The organism is Streptomyces sp. NPDC111744, assembly GCF_055634995.1.
The window spans coordinates 192393-209120 of the sequence record NZ_JBVKCG010000010.1 but is presented as its reverse complement, the minus strand read 5'-3'; the positions used below and the strand labels follow the sequence as shown (position 1 = coordinate 209120).

Here is a 16728-nt window from a genome sequence, read left to right as displayed (position 1 = left end):
CATGGACCGGTCAGCGGCCGTCGGTGAAGCTCTCCCCCTTCGCCGCCTTGTCGACCAGCAGCGCGGGCGGGGTGAACCGCTCGCCGTAGGTCTCGGCGAGTTCACGCGCGCGTGCCACGAAGCCCGCCGGCCCGCCGTCGTAACCGTTGATGTACTGGAGAACGCCGCCGGTCCAGCCGGGGAAGCCGATGCCGAAGAGCGAGCCGATGTTGGCGTCGGCGACCGAGGTCAGGACGCCCTCCTCCAGGAGGCGGACGGTGTCCAGCGCCTCGGCGAAGAGCATCCGCTCCTGCATGTCCCGGAACGGGATCTGGTGGCCCTGCTTCGTGAAGTGCTCGCGCAGGCCCGGCCAGAGCGCACCGCGTTTGCCGTCCTCGCCGTACTCGTAGAAGCCGCCGCCGCCGCTGCGGCCGGGGCGGCCGAACTCGTCGACCATGCGGTCGATGACCGCCTCGGCGGGGTGCGCGGTCCAGGTGCCGCCGGCCTCCTCGACGGCCAGCTTCGACTCACGGCGGATCTTCTGGGGCAGGGTGAGCGTCAGCTCGTCCATCAGGGAGAGCACCTTGGCCGGGTAGCCGGCCTGGGCCGCCGCCTGCTCGACGGAGGCGGGCTCGATGCCCTCGCCGACCATGGCGACGCCCTCGTTGATGAAGTGGCCGATCACCCGCGAGGTGAAGAAGCCGCGCGAGTCGTTGACGACGATCGGCGTCTTGTTGATCTGCCGGACCAGGTCGAAGGCGCGGGCCAGGGCCTCGTCGCCGGTGCGCTCGCCCTTGATGATCTCGACGAGCGGCATCTTGTCGACGGGCGAGAAGAAGTGCAGCCCGATGAAGTCCTCCTGGCGCTCCACTCCCTCGGCGAGGGCGGTGATGGGGAGCGTGGAGGTGTTGGAGCAGAGCAGGGCGTCGGGGGCGACGACCGCCTCGATCTCCTGGAACACCTTGTGCTTGAGCGAGGTGTCCTCGAAGACGGCCTCGATGACCGCGTCACAGCCGGCGAGGTCCTGGGGGTCCGCGGTGGGCGTGATGCGGGCAAGCAGCGCGTCCGCCTTCTCCTGGCTGCTACGGCCCTTGGCGACGGCCTTGGCGCACAGTTTCTCGGAGTAGCCCTTGCCCTTCTGGGCGGCCTCGAGGGAGACGTCCTTGAGGACGACGTCGATGCCCGCGCGGGCGCAGGAGTAGGCGATGCCGGCGCCCATCATGCCCGCGCCGAGGACGGCGACCTTGGTGACCTTGCGGGGCTCGACGCCCTTGGGCCGGTTGGCGCCGGAGTTGACGGCCTGGAGGTCGAAGAAGAACGCCTGGATCATGTTCTTCGAGATCTGGCCGGCGGCCAGCTCCACGAAGTAGCGGGCCTCGATGACCTGGGCGTTCTCGAAGTCGACCTGGCTGCCCTCGACGGCGGCGGCGAGGATGCGGCGCGGCGCCGGGTAGGGGGCGTTGTTGGTCTGCTTGCGCAGGGTCGCCGGGAAGGCGGGCAGGTTCGCCGCGAACTTGGGGTTGGCGGGCGTACCGCCGGGGATCCGGTAGCCCGGCTTGTCCCAGGGCTGCTGGGACTCGGGGTTGGCGTCGATGAAGGCGCGGGCCTTGGCCAGCAGCTCCTCCGGCGTCTCGGCGACCTCGTGGATCAGGCCGTTCTCCTGGGCCCGGCGGGCGTTGTACTGGGTGCCCTGGAGGAGGACCTTCAGCAGGGCGTCGGCGATGCCGAGCAGGCGGACGGTCCGGACGACTCCGCCGCCGCCGGGGAGCAGGCCGAGGGTGACCTCGGGGCAGCCGATCTTGGTGCCGGGGGTGTCGAGGGCGACGCGGTGGTGGCAGGCCAGGGCGAGTTCGTAACCGCCGCCGAGGGCGGCGCCGTTGATGGCGGCGACGACGGGCTTGCCGAGGGTCTCGATACGGCGCAGGTGCCGCTTGATGGCGAGGCCGCCGTCGAAGAGGTCCTGGGCGGTCTCGGGGGTGACCCGGATGAGGTCGCGCAGGTCGCCGCCGGCGAAGAAGGTCTTCTTGGCGGAGGTGAAGATGATCCCCCGGATCGAGTCCTGCTCGGCCTCCAGGCGGTCGGCGACCGCGGCGAGGGACTCGACGAAGGCCGCGTTCATGGTGTTGGCGGACTGGTTGGGGTCGTCCAGGACGAGGGTGACGACGCCGGTGTCGTCCTGTTCCCAGCGGATGGTGGTGCTCTCGGTCATGTGAGGGTCTCCGTGAGGTCTCTTGGTTCCGCCGGGGTTCAGACGCGCTCGACGATGGTGGCGATGCCCATGCCGCCGCCCACGCACAGGGTGGCGAGGCCGTAGCGCTTGTCCTGGCGCTCCAGTTCGTCGACGAGGGAACCGAGGATCATCGCGCCGGTGGCGCCGAGCGGGTGGCCGAGGGCGATGGCGCCGCCGTTGACGTTGACCTTGTCCAGGGACAGGCCCATGTCCTTGACGAAGCGCAGCACGACCGCCGCGAACGCCTCGTTGATCTCGACCAGGTCGATGTCGTCGATGGTGAGGCCGGCCTTGGCGAGCGCCTTGCGGGTGGCGGGGGCGGGGCCGGTGAGCATGATGGTCGGCTCGGAGCCGGAGACGGCGGCCGAGATGATCCGAGCGCGCGGGGTGAGGCCGTAGCGTTCGCCGATCTCCTGGGAGCCGATGGCGACCAGGGAGGCGCCGTCGACGATGCCGGAGGAGTTGCCCGCGTGGTGGACGTGGTCGATCTTCTCGACCCAGTGGTACTTCTGCAGCGCGACCGCGTCGAAGCCGCCCAGCTCGCCGATGTCGGCGAAGGAGGGCTTGAGCTTGGCGAGGGAGTCGGCGGTGGTGCCGGGGCGCGGGTGCTCGTCGTGGTCGAGGACGACGAGTCCCGCGCGGTCCTTCACGGGGACCACGGAACGGTCGAAGCGGCCCTCCTTCCAGGCCGTCGCCGCCCGCTCCTGGGAGAGCGCCGCGTACTCGTCCACGTCCCGCCGGGAGAATCCCTCGATGGTGGCGATCAGGTCGGCGCCGATGCCCTGCGGCACGAAGTTGGTGGCCAGGTTGGTCATCGGGTCGTTGAACCAGGCTCCGCCGTCGGAGGCCATCGGCACCCGGGACATCGACTCGACGCCGCCCGCGAGGACGAGGTCCTCGAAACCCGAACGGACCTTGGCGGCGGCCATGTTGACGGCTTCCAGACCGGACGCACAGAAGCGGTTCTCTTGCACTCCGGCCACCGTGTCGGGCAGTCCGGCGGCGATCGCGGCGATCCGTGCGATGTCGGAGCCCTGGTCGCCGACCGGGCCGACGACACCGAGCACGATGTCGTCGATCGCGGCCGGGTCGAGGCCCGGGAAACGGCCCTGGATCTCGTGGATCAGACCGACGACCAGGTCGATGGGCTTCGTGCCGTGCAGGGCGCCGTTCGCCTTGCCGCGGCCGCGCGGGGTGCGGATCGCGTCGAACACGTACGCTTCGGTGCTCACTGACAAGCCTTTCAACGAGGGTTTGGGGGCGGTTGGGGGTCAGAGCCAGTTCTTGACAGTCTCGACCAGGCGGCCCGGGTCGGGGCCGACGGGGATGACGTCCAGCGTGGTCACGCCCGCCTCGCGGAAGGCGGCGATGCGCTCACGGACGTAACCCTCCGGGCCGCACAGTGATATGAGCTCGCAGAACTCGTCCGGTACGGCCGCCGCCGCGTCCCGGTGGCGGCCGGCGAGGTACAGCTCCTGGATGAGCCGGGCCTCCTTCTCGTAGCCGTAGGCGACGGCGAGGTCGTTGTAGAAGTTCTTGCCGGGTGCGCCCATGCCGCCGACGTACAGGGCGATCCTGGGGCGGGCCAGGTCACGTGCCGCGGCCGCGTCCTCGCCGATGGCGAGCAGGCCCCCCGCGACGATCCGCAGCGGCCCGAGAGCCGGGTCGCGGCGGGCGGCGCCCTCCTTCAGCGGGGTCCCCCAGACGGCCTGCGCCTTCTCGGGGACGAACAGGGTGGGCAGCCAGCCGTCGGCGATCTCGGCGGTCATCCGGACGTTGGCGGGGCCGAGGGAGGCCACATAGAGCGGGACCTCGGCGCGGACCGGCCTGGTGAGGATCTTCAGGGGCTTGCCGAGGCCGCCGGGGCGGGGCATGTCGGTGATGCCGTGGTGGTCGATGGTCTCGCGGCGCAGGATCCGCCGGGTCAACTCGATGGTCTCGCGGGTGCGGCCGAGGGGCTTGTCGTACGCCTTCCCGTGCCAGCCCTCGACGACCTGCGGGCCGGAGGCACCGAGCCCGATGATCGCCCGGCCGCCGGAGATCGCGTCGAGGCCTGCGGCCGTCTGGGCGATGAGGGCGGGGGTCCGGGAGTAGACGTTGAGGATCGCGGACCCGATCTTCATCCGCTCGGTGCGGGCGGCAAGGTAGCCCATGATGGTGGGCGAGTCGAAGCCGTAGGCTTCCGCGACCCAGACCGTGTCGAGGCCCGCCGACTCCAGCGCGGCCGCCTGGTCCGCCGCGGCACGCGGGTCGCCCGCGTAGTCGAGGAAGGTCGAGAGCTCCATCAGGCGGTGTCCTTGTCGTCGTCGAGCAGGGCGGGTACGGCGTCGTCGTCGAGCAGGGCGGGTACGGCCCAGTCGTGGGCCACCTCGATGGTGTCCGCGCCCGGCTGGGCGGGGGCGGTGCGCACGGTCGTGGGGGTCGCGGAGAAGCGGGGGGCGGGGGCGGGCTGGGTGATGCCGCCATGGTCGGTGAAGGTGCCGCGGGCCGCCAGATGGGGGTGGTGCGGGGCCTCGCCCAGGGAGAGCACGGGGGCCACGCAGGCGTCGGAGCCCTCGAAGACGGCCGTCCACTCCTCGCGGGTGCGGGCCTTGAAGCGGGCGGCGACACGCTCGCGCAGCTCGCCCCAGCGGGTCCAGTCCTTGCGGGCGTCGGCCAGGTCGTCGAGGCCGCCCAGCAGCCGGAGGAACTCGGCGTAGAACTGCGGCTCCAGGGCGCCGACCGCCATGTGCCCGCCGTCGGCGGTCTCGTAGGTGCCGTAGTACGGGCAGCCGCCGTCGAGCAGATTGGCCGCGCGCCGGTCCTGCCAGCCGCCGGCGGCCACCATGCCGTGGATCATCGCGGTGAGGTGCGCGGTGCCGTCCACTATGGCTGCGTCGACGACCTGGCCGGTGCCGGTCGCGCGCGCGTGGTGCAGCGCGGCCAGGACGCCGACGACGAGGTAGAGGGAGCCGCCGGCGTAGTCGCCGAGCAGGTTGGCGGGGACGGCCGGGGGTTCGTCGGGGCGGCCGATCATGCCAAGGGTGCCGGTGACGGCGATGTAGCCGATGTCGTGGCCCGCGCGGTGGGCCAGCGGCCCCTCCTGGCCCCAGCCGGTCATCCGGCCATAGACCAGGCCGGGGTTGCGGGCGTGGCAGGCCTCGGGGCCGACGCCGAGACGCTCGGCGACACCGGGGCGGTAGCCCTCGACGAGGATGTCGGCACGCTCGGCCAGGTCGAGGACGCGGGCCGGGCCGTCGGGGGCCTTCAGGTCGACGAGCACCGAGCGCTTGTTGCGGTTGGTGAGGTCGTACGCCGGGTCGATCGCGAGCCCCGGGCCGCCGGGCCGGTCGACGCGGACCACGTCGGCGCCCAGGTCGGCCAGGAGCATGGCGGCGAACGGGCCCGGTCCGATGCCGGCCAGCTCGACCACGCGCACGCCGGAGAGCGGGCCGTGTCCTGGCGTCCCTGCCGTGGTCATGCCGCCCCCAGTCATTGACACAACTGATGTAACACCAACGATGCTAGGAACACGTTCCACCGGGCACAAGGGTGGACGAGCAAGCGCTTAGTCAAGATACCCGGTGGGGGTGCGTCCGCACTCCTCACGCTAGCCTCAGCCACCGACAACGGCGCGGGCTGCAACGACCGAGAGGTGTCATGAGCAGGCTGAAGACGACGGACCGTCCCTACGACATCGTGCTCTTCGGGGCCACCGGCTTCGTCGGCGAGCTCACCGCCGGCTATCTCGCCGCCCACGCGCCCCAGGGGCTGCGCTGGGCGATCGCGGCCCGGGACGAGCGCAAGCTGGAGGCGCTGCGCGAGAGACTGCCGGGCGGCACGGAGGTCGGGCTGCTGCGCGCCGACGTCACGGAACCCGCCACGGTCCGCGCGCTCGCCGAACACGCGCGCGTGGTGGCCACGACGGTCGGTCCGTACGGCCGTTACGGCGAGGATCTGGTCGCGGCCTGCGCCGACACCGGCGCGGACTATCTGGACCTGTGCGGGGAGCCCGAGTTCGTGGACCTGACGTATGTGCGGCACGACGCACGCGCGCGGGAGACCGGGGCCCGCCTGGTGCACGCGTGCGGGTTCGACTCGGTCCCGCACGACCTCGGCGCGTACTTCACGGTCCGTCAGCTGCCCGAGGGCGTGCCGCTGACCGTGGACGGCTTCGTGACCGCCGACGCGACCTTCTCCGGCGGCACCTTCGCCTCCGTCCTCGACCAGTTCGCGCGCCCCCGGCAGATGATCGCTGCCGCCCGGGACCGCGCCCGGCACGAACCCCGGCTGATAAGCCGCCGCGCGACCGCGCCCGCCGGGCCGCCGCGCTTCGCCAAGGAGGTCGGTGCCTGGGCGCTGCCGCTGCCCACCATCGACGCCCAGATCGTGCGCCGTTCGGCGAAGGCCCTGGACCGCTACGGCCCGGACTTCCGCTACCGGCACTACGCCGCGGTCAGGCAGCTGCCGGTGGCGCTCGGCGGGGTCGCGGCCGTCGGCGCGGTCGCCGCAGCCGCCCAGCTGCCGCCCGCCCGGCGCTGGCTGTCGGACCGGCTCAGGCCCGGCGAGGGGCCCAGCGCCGAGAAGCGCGCCCGCAGCTGGTTCACGGTCCGGTTCGTCGGCGCGGGCGGCGGACGGCGTGTCTTCACGGAGGTCTCGGGCGGCGATCCCGGCTACGGCGAGACGGCGAAGATGTTCGCCGAGGCCGCGCTCTCCCTCGCCTTCGACGACCTGCCGGCGACGGCCGGCCAGGTCACCACCGCGCAGGCGATGGGCGACGCGCTGACCGAGCGGCTGCGCGCGGCCGGGATCGGCTTCCGGGTGGCGGCCACGCTGTAGGAGACGCTGTCAGGACTGCCACGAGACCACGGTGTAGAGCATCCCGGCGATCCAGGCGAACCCCGCCACCACGGCGAGGACGAGCGCCGCGTTCACGGCGCGCTCGACGGGCTGGGCGGGGTCGGCCGCGGGCTTGGGGGCACGGTGTGTCGTCATGCGGGCCAGCCTGCCGCCCAGGCCGGGGCGGCCACATCCGTACTCGTACTCAGTACGGGTACTCAGGCCTGGGCCTCCCGGAGCGCCCTGCGGCACAGCGCGTCCGCGCGGCGGGTGGTCTCCGGCAGGCGGTAGTCCGGGGTGAGCGCCAGCGTGTGGGCGCAGGCGTTGTCCAGGCTCACCCGGTGGCCGACGGAGACGAACACCGGCTTGACGCCGTCCCGGGTGCGTGGCTGCCGCGCGGGGCGTCCGGGTCGTCGTACGCGAAGGCGAAGGGGTTCTTGGCCACGCCGATGGTGGGCAGGCCGGTGAGGACACCGAGGTGGCTGGCGAGGCCGAAGCGGCGCGGGTGGGCGAGGCCGTAGCCGTCGCAGACGACCAGGCCCGGCGGGCAGGGCAGGGCGTCCAGGGCGGCCCGTACGGTGGGGATCTCGCGGAAGGCGAGCAGGCCGGGCACGTACGGGAAGGAGACCCGGCCGACGGCGGTCGCCTCGGCGACGGCCTCCAGGGTCACCGCGTCCAGGACGACGGCCGCCGCCGCGACCAGGTCCCGCTCGTCGTCGTAGGCCACGTCGACGCCCGTGACATGGCCCGCGCCGGGCGCCGGTCCCGGCTCGTCGAGGACCACCCGTCCCAGCAGCTCGTCCTGTACGGCCAGGGCCGCTTCCTCGGTCGCGGGCCAGCCCGCGGGTACACATACGGTCGTCATGGTGGCCACGAGCGTACGACGCACCACACGCGCGTGCGGTGACGGCCCGAAGCAGAACCCTGCGCAGGGCCCAACTCACGGGCGTACGCCGACGGCTCTGAACAGAACCCGGCGTACACACACGCGCCCCGCGAAGACCGGCCGAACCGGAACCCCGCGCGGGGCCCGCCCGCCCCACGCGCGTGCGGCGCAGCCCACACCAGGGCCCCGCCTCGCGCGTATGTGGGGTGGGTCAGCTCTTCTTGGCGTTCAGGGCGCGTTGCAGCTGGGCCTTGTTCATGTCCGAACGGCCCTCGATGCCGCGCTGCTTGGCCTCCTCGTAGAGCTGGTCGTAGGTCGGGCCCCCGGAGCCGCTGTGCGACCGCTTGCCGCCGCGCTTGGAGGACGACATGTCCTGGGTGGAGGTACGGCTGGCGGTCTTGGACTCGCCGGAGCGTGCGCGTTCCTTGTTGACGGTCCGCGCGGCGATCTCCTCGGCGCGGTCTTCGCTCTCGCCCCGGTCGAGCGCGCTCTCCTTGATGTGCTCGTACTGGCGTTCCCGCTTGGGGCTGGATCCTCGTGGCATGATCATCGCTCCCTTCGTGGGTGTGCCGACACCGGGTACCCGCGGGTCAGCCCTCCAGACGTGCAGCCCGCCCCTGCTCACCGGCCGCCCAGCAGCTCAGGTCCGGGGTGCAGTCCACGGTGTCGTACGAGCCGGTGTCGACGGTCCGCCAGGTGCGACCGCCGTCGGTGGTCAGGTCGGTGCCGGTGGGGCCGACGGCGAGGGCGGCGGTGCGGCTGTGCGGGAGCCAGGCGGCGCCGGAGCGGTAGGCCGGCGGCGGTGTCGTCGTGGACTGCCAGGTGCGGCCGCCGTCGCGGGTGACCGCGGCCGCCTGCGGGGAGGGCTGGTCGGGGCGGTAGTCGCCGCCGACCGCGAGGCCGTGGGTGCGGTCGCGGAAGGCGAGGGCGAAGACGCCCTTGGCCGGATCACCCGCCGGGACGGGGGTGTCGGCGGCGGTCCAGGTCAGTCCTCGGTCGGCGGAGTGCAGCACGCGCGCGTGCGCGCCCCCGCCCGTGGCCAGCCAGGCATCCTTCGGCCCGGAGGCGACCAGGCACTGGCCGCTCGCCGCGAAGCCCGCCTCGCCGCCCAGGGCGGCCGGCATCCCGCGGTCCGGCAACACCCGCCAGGTGCGGCCGCCGTCGCCGGTGGACAGGATGCGGAACCTGCCGTCCACCGGGTCGCTCATGGCGAGGCCGTGGCGGCGGTCGAAGAAGGTCATGCAGTCGTAGAAGGCGGCGGGGTCGGTGTTGCGGAACGACTCGGTCCAGGTCGCTCCGCCGTCGTCGGTGCGGTAGACGCGGGACGCCTCGCCCTCGCCGATGGCAAGCACCACCGCGCGGCGCGCGTCGAACGCCTCGACGTCCCGGAACTGGAGGTCGCCCGCGCCCGGCGGAGAGACGTTCCGCCAACTGGTCCCGCCGTCGGTGGTGCGCAGCACGGTGCCGGCCGTTCCGGCCAGCCAGGCGGTGTGGCGGTCGACGGCGGCCAGGCCGCGGAACCGCACGTCCGGTGTGCCGGTGTCCTTGAGCGCCCAGTGCGGTGCCGGTGTCGCCGCGCGCGCGGAGCCCGCGGTCAGCGCGGCCAGCGCCGCCCCGCACGCCACCGCCGCCGTCACCGCCCGGCTCGTACGTCCCGTCCGCCCTGCCCGCCGCGTGCTCCCCAAGCGCCTCATGGCGCGGGAAGCTATCCCAGTGTCCCGGTGCCGTCCAGAGGGCCCGACCGCCCCAGGGGCCAGGTAAGCCCCGGTTGTGAATGAGCCCGGTGACAGAGGTCACTCGCACTTCGTGTGCACGGATCGGCCGCTTCCGTCGTCTCTTCCAGTGCCAGGTCTTACACGCCCGGAAATTCGTCCAGCCGTCACTAGGGAGCAAGGCGTTGTCAACCGTCATCGAGCAGCCCGTAGAGGCCCGCCTGGTCGCCGCGTCGCCGCGCATGCCGAGCATTCCCGCCAGCCTGCGCTACGACAGCGAGGACCCCTTCGCCGTCCGTATGACCTTCCCGGCCCCGGCCACCCTGGAGGGCGTAGACGTCTGCTGGACGTTCTCCCGCGAGCTGCTCGCGGCAGGCCTGCACGCCCCGGAGGGCGAGGGGGACGTCCGGGTGCGGCCGTACGGCTACGACCGGACCGTGCTGGAGTTCCACGCCCCCGAGGGCACCGCCGTCGTCCATGTGCGCACGGGCGAGATACACCGCTTCCTGGAGGCGACCGGTGACTTGGTGCCCACCGGTCTCGAGCACCTCCGGCTGGACCTGGACCACGACCTGGCCGAACTGATGGGCGACGCCCGCTGAGCCGCCCTACCGCGCCAGCAGGGTGTTGAGCTCGCCGTAGTCGAGCCCGCCCGCCAGCGCCCCGTACGTTCCCGCGTCCAGCAGTTCCCGCGCGGCGCGGCGGACGGCCGCGTGCGCGGCCCCGGCCAGGCCGGAACCGGCGCTCACCCGGGCCACGCCGAGGGCGGCCAGTTCGGCGACCGGCGGCGCACCCGGACCCACCAGTACGTTGAGCGGCCCGTCGACACCGTCGACGAGCGCCCTGACCGTTTCCGGGTCGACGGCCCCGGGGACGAAGATCCCGTCGGCGCCCGCGGCCCGGAAGGCGGCGGCCCGCTCCAGAGTGGCGTCCACTCCCCCGGCATCGCGCAGGAAAGTGTCGATCCGGGCGTTCACGAACAGCGGCACGCCCTCCTTGTCGGCGGCCTCACGGGCGGCGGCGATACTCCCCCAGACTTCGTCCGGGGGGACCCCCATCTCGCTTCGCTCGCCTGCCCCGAGACCGACCGCAGCGGCCCGCTCCCCTCCTCGCCGTACAACGCGTCCTCGATGTTGACCCCCACCGCGCCCGCCGCGAGCACCGCGCGGACGGTGTCGGCGACTGCCTCCGGATCCTCGGCGTACCCGCTCTCCACGTCGGCACTGACCGGGACCCGCACCGTGGCCGCGATGCGCGCGACGGCCTCCAGCGCACGGTCGCGGTCCAGCCGGTCACCGTCGGCGGCGCCGAGGGCCCAGGCGAGCCCGGCGCTGGTGGTCGCCACGGCGGCGGCGCCCACGTCCTCGGTGAGCCGGGCGCTCACCGCGTCCCAGGCGTTCGGGAGGACGAGCGGACGCCCCGGGACGTGCAGGGCGTGGAAGGCGAGGGCGCGATCTCGAAGGGTGTTCCGGTTCGTCATGCGGACGTGGGCCGGGGACTGGTGATTAATTGCGTTGACACCCCGTTGGGGCTCTCCTACGTTGTACGACGGTTCTGTTGCCGTCGATTGGAGAAGGACGTTGCTCGTCTGAGGATCCGAGACACCGCGTCACACCCGTGAGGTGTGTCTGTGGGGTTCGACCTCGGCGTGCGAGCCGTCCTCCGGCACGGGATCTTTCCCCGGCCCCTCGGCTGCTGTCTCGCGGTGTCTCGACATGCGTCTGTCCCCGACACCGCAAGCAACCGCGAGGCGCCCATGTCTGCATCCATCACCTGTACGTCCCTGTCCTTCTCCTGGCCCGACGGCTCCTCCGTCCTCGACGGCCTCGACGTCGCCGTAGGTCCCGGCCGGACCGGTCTCGTCGGCGTCAACGGATCAGGGAAATCAACACTTCTGAAGCTCATCGCCGGCGAGCTCTCCCCGTCCGACGGCACCGTGAAGGTGACCGGCGAGGTCGGTTACCTCCCGCAGAACGTCACCCTCGACACCGCACTGCGCGTCGACGAGGCGCTCGGCATCGCCGCCCGGCGGGCCGCGCTGCACGCCATCGAGGCGGGCGACGCGTCCGGGGCGCACTTCGAGACACTCGGCGACGACTGGGACGTCGAGGAGCGCGCCCTGGTCACCCTCGGCGAACTCGGGCTCGGCCACATCGGGCTGGACCGGACCGTCGGCGAGGTCTCCGGCGGCGAGTCGGTGCTGCTGCGGCTGGCCGCGCTGCTCCTGGACCGGCCGGACGTGCTGCTGCTCGACGAGCCCACCAACAACCTCGATCTGTACGCGCGCAAGCGGCTGTACGCGGCTGTCGGCTCCTGGCCGGGTCTGCTGATCGTGGTCAGTCACGACCGTGAGCTCCTCGACCTGGTCGACCAGATCGCCGACCTGCGCTCCGGGGAGGTCACCTGGTACGGCGGCAACTTCTCGGCGTACGAGGAGGCTCTCGCCGTCGAACAGGAGGCGGCCGAGCGCATGGTGCGCGTCGCCGAGGCCGATGTCCGCAAGCAGAAACGCGAACTGTCCGACGCCCAGGTCAAACTGGCCCGCCGCAAGCGGTACGGGCAGAAGATGTACGAGCAGAAACGCGAGCCGAAGATCGTCATGGGGGCGCGCAAGCGGACGGCACAGGAGTCCGCGGGCAAGCACCGCATCATGCACGAGGGGCGGCTCGCCGAGGCCAGGGAACGGCTCGACGACGCGGTGGAGGCCGTACGGGACGACGACGAGATCCGTGTCGAGCTGCCGTACACGGCCGTACCGCCGGGCCGGAACGTGCTGACGCTCCAGAACCTGGAGCTGGCACACGGCGCGCGGGTGTCGGGCATTCTCGATCTGCGGGGTCCTGAGCGGATCGCGCTGATCGGGCGCAACGGAGCGGGCAAGACGACGCTCCTGCGCACGATCGCCGGGGAGCTGGAGCCGGTCGCGGGCGAGGCGTACGCGCATGTGCCGCTCCGCTTCCTGCCGCAGCGGCTTGACGTGCTCGACGGGGAGCTGACCGTGGCCGAGAACGTGGCCCGGTTCGCGCCGGGCGCCACCAACAACCGGATCCGGGCGCGACTGGCCCGCTTCCTGTTCCGGGGCGCCCGCGCCGACCAGCAGGCGGCCACGCTCTCCGGCGGCGAACGCTTCCGGGCGGCGCTGGCCGCGCTGCTGCTGGCCGAGCCCGCCCCGCAGTTGCTGGTGCTGGACGAGCCGACGAACAACCTCGACATGGCGAGCGTGCGGCAGCTCACCATGGCCCTGGCGTCGTACCAGGGCGCTCTGATCGTGGCCAGTCACGATCTGCCGTTCCTGGAGACGATCGGAATCACCCGCTGGCTGCTGATGGCGGACGGGGAGCTGACGGGCACCACACCGGAGGAGGTGGCGCGTCTCAGGAGGGGCACAGCCTGACAACGAGGGTTTTGTCGACACGGACCCGCCCTGCATGATGGCGGTCCGGCGCCCCCACAATGGGCGCCGGACCGAACCGCCGAACCGGAGACCCGCCGTGCCCAGCAAGAAGGCCCTCATCCGCCGCCCCAGCCCGCGCCTCGCCGAAGGTCTGGTGACGCACATCGAGCGGGAGAAGGTCGACGTCGAGCTCGCCCAGGACCAGTGGGAGGCGTACGCCGGGACACTGCGCGCGCACGGCTGGGAGACCATCGAGGTCGATCCGGAGGACGACTGCCCGGACTCGGTCTTCGTCGAGGACACGGTCGTCATGTACCGGAACGTGGCGCTGATCACCCGGCCCGGCGCCGAGTCCCGGCGCGGGGAGACCGCCGGGGTCGAGGAGGCGGTGGCCCGCCTCGGCTGCTCGGTGAACTGGGTCTGGGAGCCCGGCACTCTGGACGGCGGTGACGTCCTCAAGGTCGGCGACACCGTCTACGTCGGCCGTGGCGGGCGCACCAACGCTGCCGGGGTGCAGCAGCTGCGGGCCGCGTTCGAGCCGCTCGGCGCGCGGGTGGTCGCCGTACCGGTGAGCAAGGTGCTGCATCTGAAGTCGGCGGTGACCGCGCTGCCCGACGGAACGATTCTGGGGCACATCCCGAACGTGGACCGGCCCTCGTTGTTCCCAGGCTTCCTGGCGGTGCCCGAGGAGGCGGGCGCCCATGTGGTGCTGCTGGGCGGCGGCAAGTTGCTGATGTCGGCGAGCGCCCCGAAGACGACGGAGCTGCTGACCGATCTCGGCCACGACGTCGTCACGGTGGACATCTCCGAGTTCGAGAAGCTCGAGGGATGTGTGACGTGCCTCTCGGTGCGGCTGCGGGAGCTGTACGTCTGATCAGGTGATCGATTCGCGCCTCCAGTCTCCGGACTTGCGGGCCCCGGGGCTGTTTGGCATGTCCGGATTCGCCCGGGGCACAAGACCCGATCAGCGGTCTTTTACGGCGCGCTTAACCTACGGCTTCGTAACCTACGGGTTCGTAGCCTACGATCACGTAGGCTCCGGCACCGCTCGCCGGTCCTCCCTTGTTCATTCGCTCTTGTTCGGCGTCCCCTGGAGTTCTCGTGACGATCACTTCTCCCCATCTCGGCAGCTCATCCGCATGGACCGACGCGCGGCTGCTGTACGCCCTGGAGGAAGTGGTCGAGAAGGAGCTGAACCGCCATCTGAAGGTCGCCAAGGACTGGATGCCGCACGAGTACGTGCCGTGGTCGGACGCCCGTAACTTCCCCGGCTTCTTCGAGGACGGCGAGGCCTGGGGCAAGGAGCAGTCCAAGGTCACCGAGGTCGGCCGGATCGCCCTGGTGGTGAACCTGCTCACCGAGGACAACCTGCCCAGCTACCACCACGAGATCGCCTCGCTGTTCGGCCGGGAGGGTGCCTGGGGCACCTGGGTGCACCGCTGGACCGCCGAGGAGGGCCGGCACGGCATCGTGATGCGCGACTATCTGCTCGCCTCGCGCGCCGTCGACCCGGACAAGCTGGAGCAGTTCCGGATGTCCCACATGAGCGAGGGCTTCGAGTCGGACAACCGGCACTCGATGCTGCACTCGGTCGCCTATGTCGCCTTCCAGGAGCTTGCGACCCGCGTCTCGCACCGCAACACCGGCCACCAGTCCGGCGACCCGGTCTGCGACCGCATGCTGGCCCGCATCGCTACCGACGAGAACCTGCACATGGTCTTCTACCGCAACCTCCTGAAGGCCGCCTTCGAACTCGCCCCCGACCTGACCATGCAGGCCGTCCGGGACGTCGTCGTCAACTTCCGCATGCCAGGCCACGGTATCCCCGGTTTCGAGCGGGCCGCCGCCCAGATGGCCATCGGTGAGGTCTACAACCTGCGCATCCACCATGACGACGTGATCCAGCCGGTGCTGCGCCACCTGAAGGTCCTGGAGATCGACGGGCTCGGCCCGGAGGGCCTGAAGGCACAGGAGGAACTCGGCCTGTTCATGGGCGGTCTGGACGCCGAGGCTCTGAAGTTCGACGAGAAGCTGGCCGCCCGCAAGGCGCGGATGGCGGCGCGCGCCGGCGCCTGAACCCACGACCGACGGGCGCGCGGATTTACCGGTGCGCTCTGTCGGCGGCCTGCGGCATCATGCGCGCATGCCTGCTGGCATCACCTCCGGCCGGGCGGTCGGCTTCCTGCTGGACCTGATCGACTCCGGGGACGCCGACCGGGTACGCGCGCGTGCCGGGCTGCCGCGGCCGGCCCCGGAGGACCTCCGGGAGGCCCGGCGCCGGCTCCCGTGGGAGCTGTCGGCGTTGCCGTCCTCGGTGGTGCTGTGGATGCTCCAGGAGGACGACCCCGATCTCAACGCCGTCATCTGGCGCCTCCTCCCGGACCAGGACACGGCGCTGCGCCGGGCGATTCTCGATGGAGTGCCCTTCGGCCCGGGCCGGTTGCTCGCCGTGGAGGTCGACCCGGTCCTGCGCGACACCTACCGGGAACCGCCGGTCCCGGACCGGGTCGCCCGCTTCGGACTGGTGCCTGCCCTGCGCGAGTCGTCGACCACCATGGCCGCCGCGCGGGAGGCCACCTCCATGGTCTACCGGCGCGAGCACTGGCAGACGGTCGCGGAGGCCGACCGCGAGAACTCTCTTCCGGGCTACGTCCGTTGGGCGCTGGCCATCCGCGCGGACTGCCCGCCCTCACTGCGCGCCCAGTTCGGCGCGCACCGCAAGTTCGACTTCCGCGTCCGCCAGGCCGGGATCATGACGGACCCCGCCGAGTACGCCGTGGGCCACGGCCCCGCCCTGCTCGGTGCCGCGGGTCTTGCGGCGGCGCAGCCGTCCGTCGCGGGCGAAGGAGGCGTCGACCTGCTCGGCGCGCAGCCGCACCGGGTCGTCGACGGGCAGGGCCCGCAGCTTCCCCACCTCGTGGAAAGCCGCCAGTCCCGCCTCGGTGATCGCCTCGCTCATCCGTCCCGCCGCTCCGTGCCCGCCGTACCGTGGTCCCGGCCGGATTCGAACCGGCGTATCCGCCTTGCAAAGGCGGCGAGTCTGCCTCTGCTCTGCAGGACCTCGTCACGCGGCCCGGACGACCGGATTCGAACCGGCGTGCTCGCCCGGGCAGGACGGTGCGACTGCCTCTGCGCTACGTCCGGCCGCGTCCCGGGACCGTAGCCGGGCCGGGCGGGGGACCGTACACATTTTCCGGGGCGGCCGTGGTTCGGCTTCTCCGGGGCGGCCGGGGTTCAGCGGGAGGCGCGCCGGAGTTCCAGTCGCTCCTTCTCGGACAGGCCGCCCCAGACGCCGAAGCGTTCGTCGTTGTCCAGCGCGTACTCCAGGCAGGCCGAACGCATCTCGCACATACCGCAGATGCGCTTCGCCTCGCGCACCGAGCTGCCGGGCTCGGGGAAGAAGAAGTCCGCCCCGGTCTGCGCGCACAACGCCTGCGCATGCCAGACCGGGACAGGCGTGCGGGGCGGGATGGTGGTGTCGAAGTGCATGGCCAGGATCGTGCCGTGCGGCGAAAAACGTTCGATCAACGCCCGCTCAACGCAGGCGCGACGGACCACCGCAGCCTCGATGATGCGCGACGGCAACACGCCTGCGCACGGCGGCGCGCGCAACGGATTCAAAACTCGGCGAGTGCGTCAAGTGACCCACGGTAACCGGGTTCCGGTGGGCGCGCTCCGGCAGCGATTGTCAGTGGACGGTGGAAGACTC

Annotated in this window: 14 protein-coding genes, 2 tRNA genes and 2 pseudogenes; 5 read left to right on the top strand and 13 right to left on the bottom strand. The window is 72.0% G+C overall.

Annotated features, from left to right (window positions below):
- Positions 1–10 precede the first annotated feature (10 nt).
- The 4 genes from ACZ7OO_RS23545 to ACZ7OO_RS23530 are packed head-to-tail and all read right to left on the bottom strand — an operon-like array spanning position 11 to position 5669.
- Positions 11–2188 (bottom strand): 3-hydroxyacyl-CoA dehydrogenase NAD-binding domain-containing protein, encoded by a 2178-nt coding sequence (locus tag ACZ7OO_RS23545; RefSeq protein ID WP_471507270.1) that lies wholly within the window; start codon positions 2186–2188, stop codon positions 11–13.
- A 38-nt stretch (positions 2189–2226) separates the two neighbouring features.
- Positions 2227–3441, bottom strand: coding sequence for an acetyl-CoA C-acetyltransferase (locus ACZ7OO_RS23540; protein ID WP_471507268.1), 1215 nt, complete (start codon positions 3439–3441; stop codon positions 2227–2229).
- A gap of 39 nt (positions 3442–3480) precedes the next feature.
- Entirely contained in the window at positions 3481–4494 is a 1014-nt protein-coding gene (locus ACZ7OO_RS23535; RefSeq protein WP_471507266.1) for an LLM class F420-dependent oxidoreductase, read from the bottom strand.
- Positions 4494–5669: a CaiB/BaiF CoA transferase family protein gene (locus tag ACZ7OO_RS23530; RefSeq protein ID WP_471507264.1), complete on the bottom strand. Its 1176-nt coding sequence runs from the start codon at positions 5667–5669 to the stop codon at positions 4494–4496. Before ACZ7OO_RS23530 ends, ACZ7OO_RS23535 begins: the two co-directional genes overlap by 1 nt.
- Before the next feature lie 179 nt (positions 5670–5848).
- Between ACZ7OO_RS23530 and ACZ7OO_RS23525 the strand changes: the two genes are divergently transcribed.
- Positions 5849–7027 (top strand): saccharopine dehydrogenase family protein, encoded by a 1179-nt coding sequence (locus tag ACZ7OO_RS23525; RefSeq protein ID WP_471507262.1) that lies wholly within the window; start codon positions 5849–5851, stop codon positions 7025–7027.
- A gap of 9 nt (positions 7028–7036) precedes the next feature.
- Here ACZ7OO_RS23525 and mmpA read toward each other — a convergent pair whose 3' ends face one another.
- From mmpA to ACZ7OO_RS23505, 4 genes and pseudogenes are all read right to left on the bottom strand, one after another.
- Positions 7037–7183, bottom strand: coding sequence for a morphogenic membrane protein MmpA (gene mmpA / locus ACZ7OO_RS23520; RefSeq protein ID WP_471507260.1), 147 nt, complete (start codon positions 7181–7183; stop codon positions 7037–7039).
- A gap of 62 nt (positions 7184–7245) precedes the next feature.
- Positions 7246–7892: pseudogene (locus ACZ7OO_RS23515) on the bottom strand (endonuclease V).
- A 232-nt stretch (positions 7893–8124) separates the two neighbouring features.
- Positions 8125–8457 carry a plasmid stabilization protein gene (locus ACZ7OO_RS23510; protein WP_471507258.1) on the bottom strand — a complete coding sequence of 111 codons (333 nt, stop codon included), beginning with the start codon at positions 8455–8457 and terminating at the stop codon, positions 8125–8127.
- Positions 8458–8503: 46 nt separating this feature from the next.
- Positions 8504–9607: a WD40/YVTN/BNR-like repeat-containing protein gene (locus ACZ7OO_RS23505; protein WP_471507256.1), complete on the bottom strand. Its 1104-nt coding sequence runs from the start codon at positions 9605–9607 to the stop codon at positions 8504–8506.
- A gap of 203 nt (positions 9608–9810) precedes the next feature.
- On the opposite strand from ACZ7OO_RS23505, the gene ssgD reads away from it, so the two are divergent.
- The gene (gene ssgD / locus ACZ7OO_RS23500; protein WP_471507254.1) at positions 9811–10227 is read left to right on the top strand and encodes a spore wall synthesis regulator SsgD; all 417 of its coding nucleotides are present in this window, start codon (positions 9811–9813) and stop codon (positions 10225–10227) included.
- A 6-nt stretch (positions 10228–10233) separates the two neighbouring features.
- Here the strand turns inward: ssgD and ACZ7OO_RS23495 are convergent.
- Positions 10234–11105, bottom strand: a pseudogene (locus ACZ7OO_RS23495) (isocitrate lyase/PEP mutase family protein).
- A gap of 276 nt (positions 11106–11381) precedes the next feature.
- Here ACZ7OO_RS23495 and ACZ7OO_RS23490 point away from each other — a divergent pair.
- The 3 genes from ACZ7OO_RS23490 to ACZ7OO_RS23480 all read left to right on the top strand — a co-directional run bounded on the left by ACZ7OO_RS23490 (position 11382) and on the right by ACZ7OO_RS23480 (position 15095).
- Positions 11382–13019 carry an ABC-F family ATP-binding cassette domain-containing protein gene (locus ACZ7OO_RS23490; protein ID WP_471507252.1) on the top strand — a complete coding sequence of 546 codons (1638 nt, stop codon included), beginning with the start codon at positions 11382–11384 and terminating at the stop codon, positions 13017–13019.
- A 97-nt stretch (positions 13020–13116) separates the two neighbouring features.
- The gene (ddaH, locus tag ACZ7OO_RS23485) at positions 13117–13893 is read left to right on the top strand and encodes a dimethylargininase (protein ID WP_471507250.1); all 777 of its coding nucleotides are present in this window, start codon (positions 13117–13119) and stop codon (positions 13891–13893) included.
- 227 nt (positions 13894–14120) lie between these two features.
- Complete coding sequence (locus ACZ7OO_RS23480) at positions 14121–15095, top strand: acyl-ACP desaturase (RefSeq protein ID WP_471507248.1); 975 nt, start codon at positions 14121–14123, stop codon at positions 15093–15095.
- 613 nt (positions 15096–15708) lie between these two features.
- Here the strand turns inward: ACZ7OO_RS23480 and ACZ7OO_RS23475 are convergent.
- From ACZ7OO_RS23475 to ACZ7OO_RS23460, 4 genes are all read right to left on the bottom strand, one after another.
- On the bottom strand, positions 15709–15978 hold the full coding sequence (locus tag ACZ7OO_RS23475; RefSeq protein WP_471507246.1) for a hypothetical protein: 270 nt from the start codon (positions 15976–15978) through the stop codon (positions 15709–15711).
- Between the two features lie 30 nt (positions 15979–16008).
- Positions 16009–16080, bottom strand: a tRNA-Ala gene (locus ACZ7OO_RS23470).
- Positions 16081–16091: 11 nt separating this feature from the next.
- Positions 16092–16163: transfer RNA gene (locus ACZ7OO_RS23465), tRNA-Gly, on the bottom strand.
- Between the two features lie 90 nt (positions 16164–16253).
- Positions 16254–16508: a WhiB family transcriptional regulator gene (locus ACZ7OO_RS23460; protein WP_351705417.1), complete on the bottom strand. Its 255-nt coding sequence runs from the start codon at positions 16506–16508 to the stop codon at positions 16254–16256.
- Positions 16509–16728: the final 220 nt, after the last annotated feature.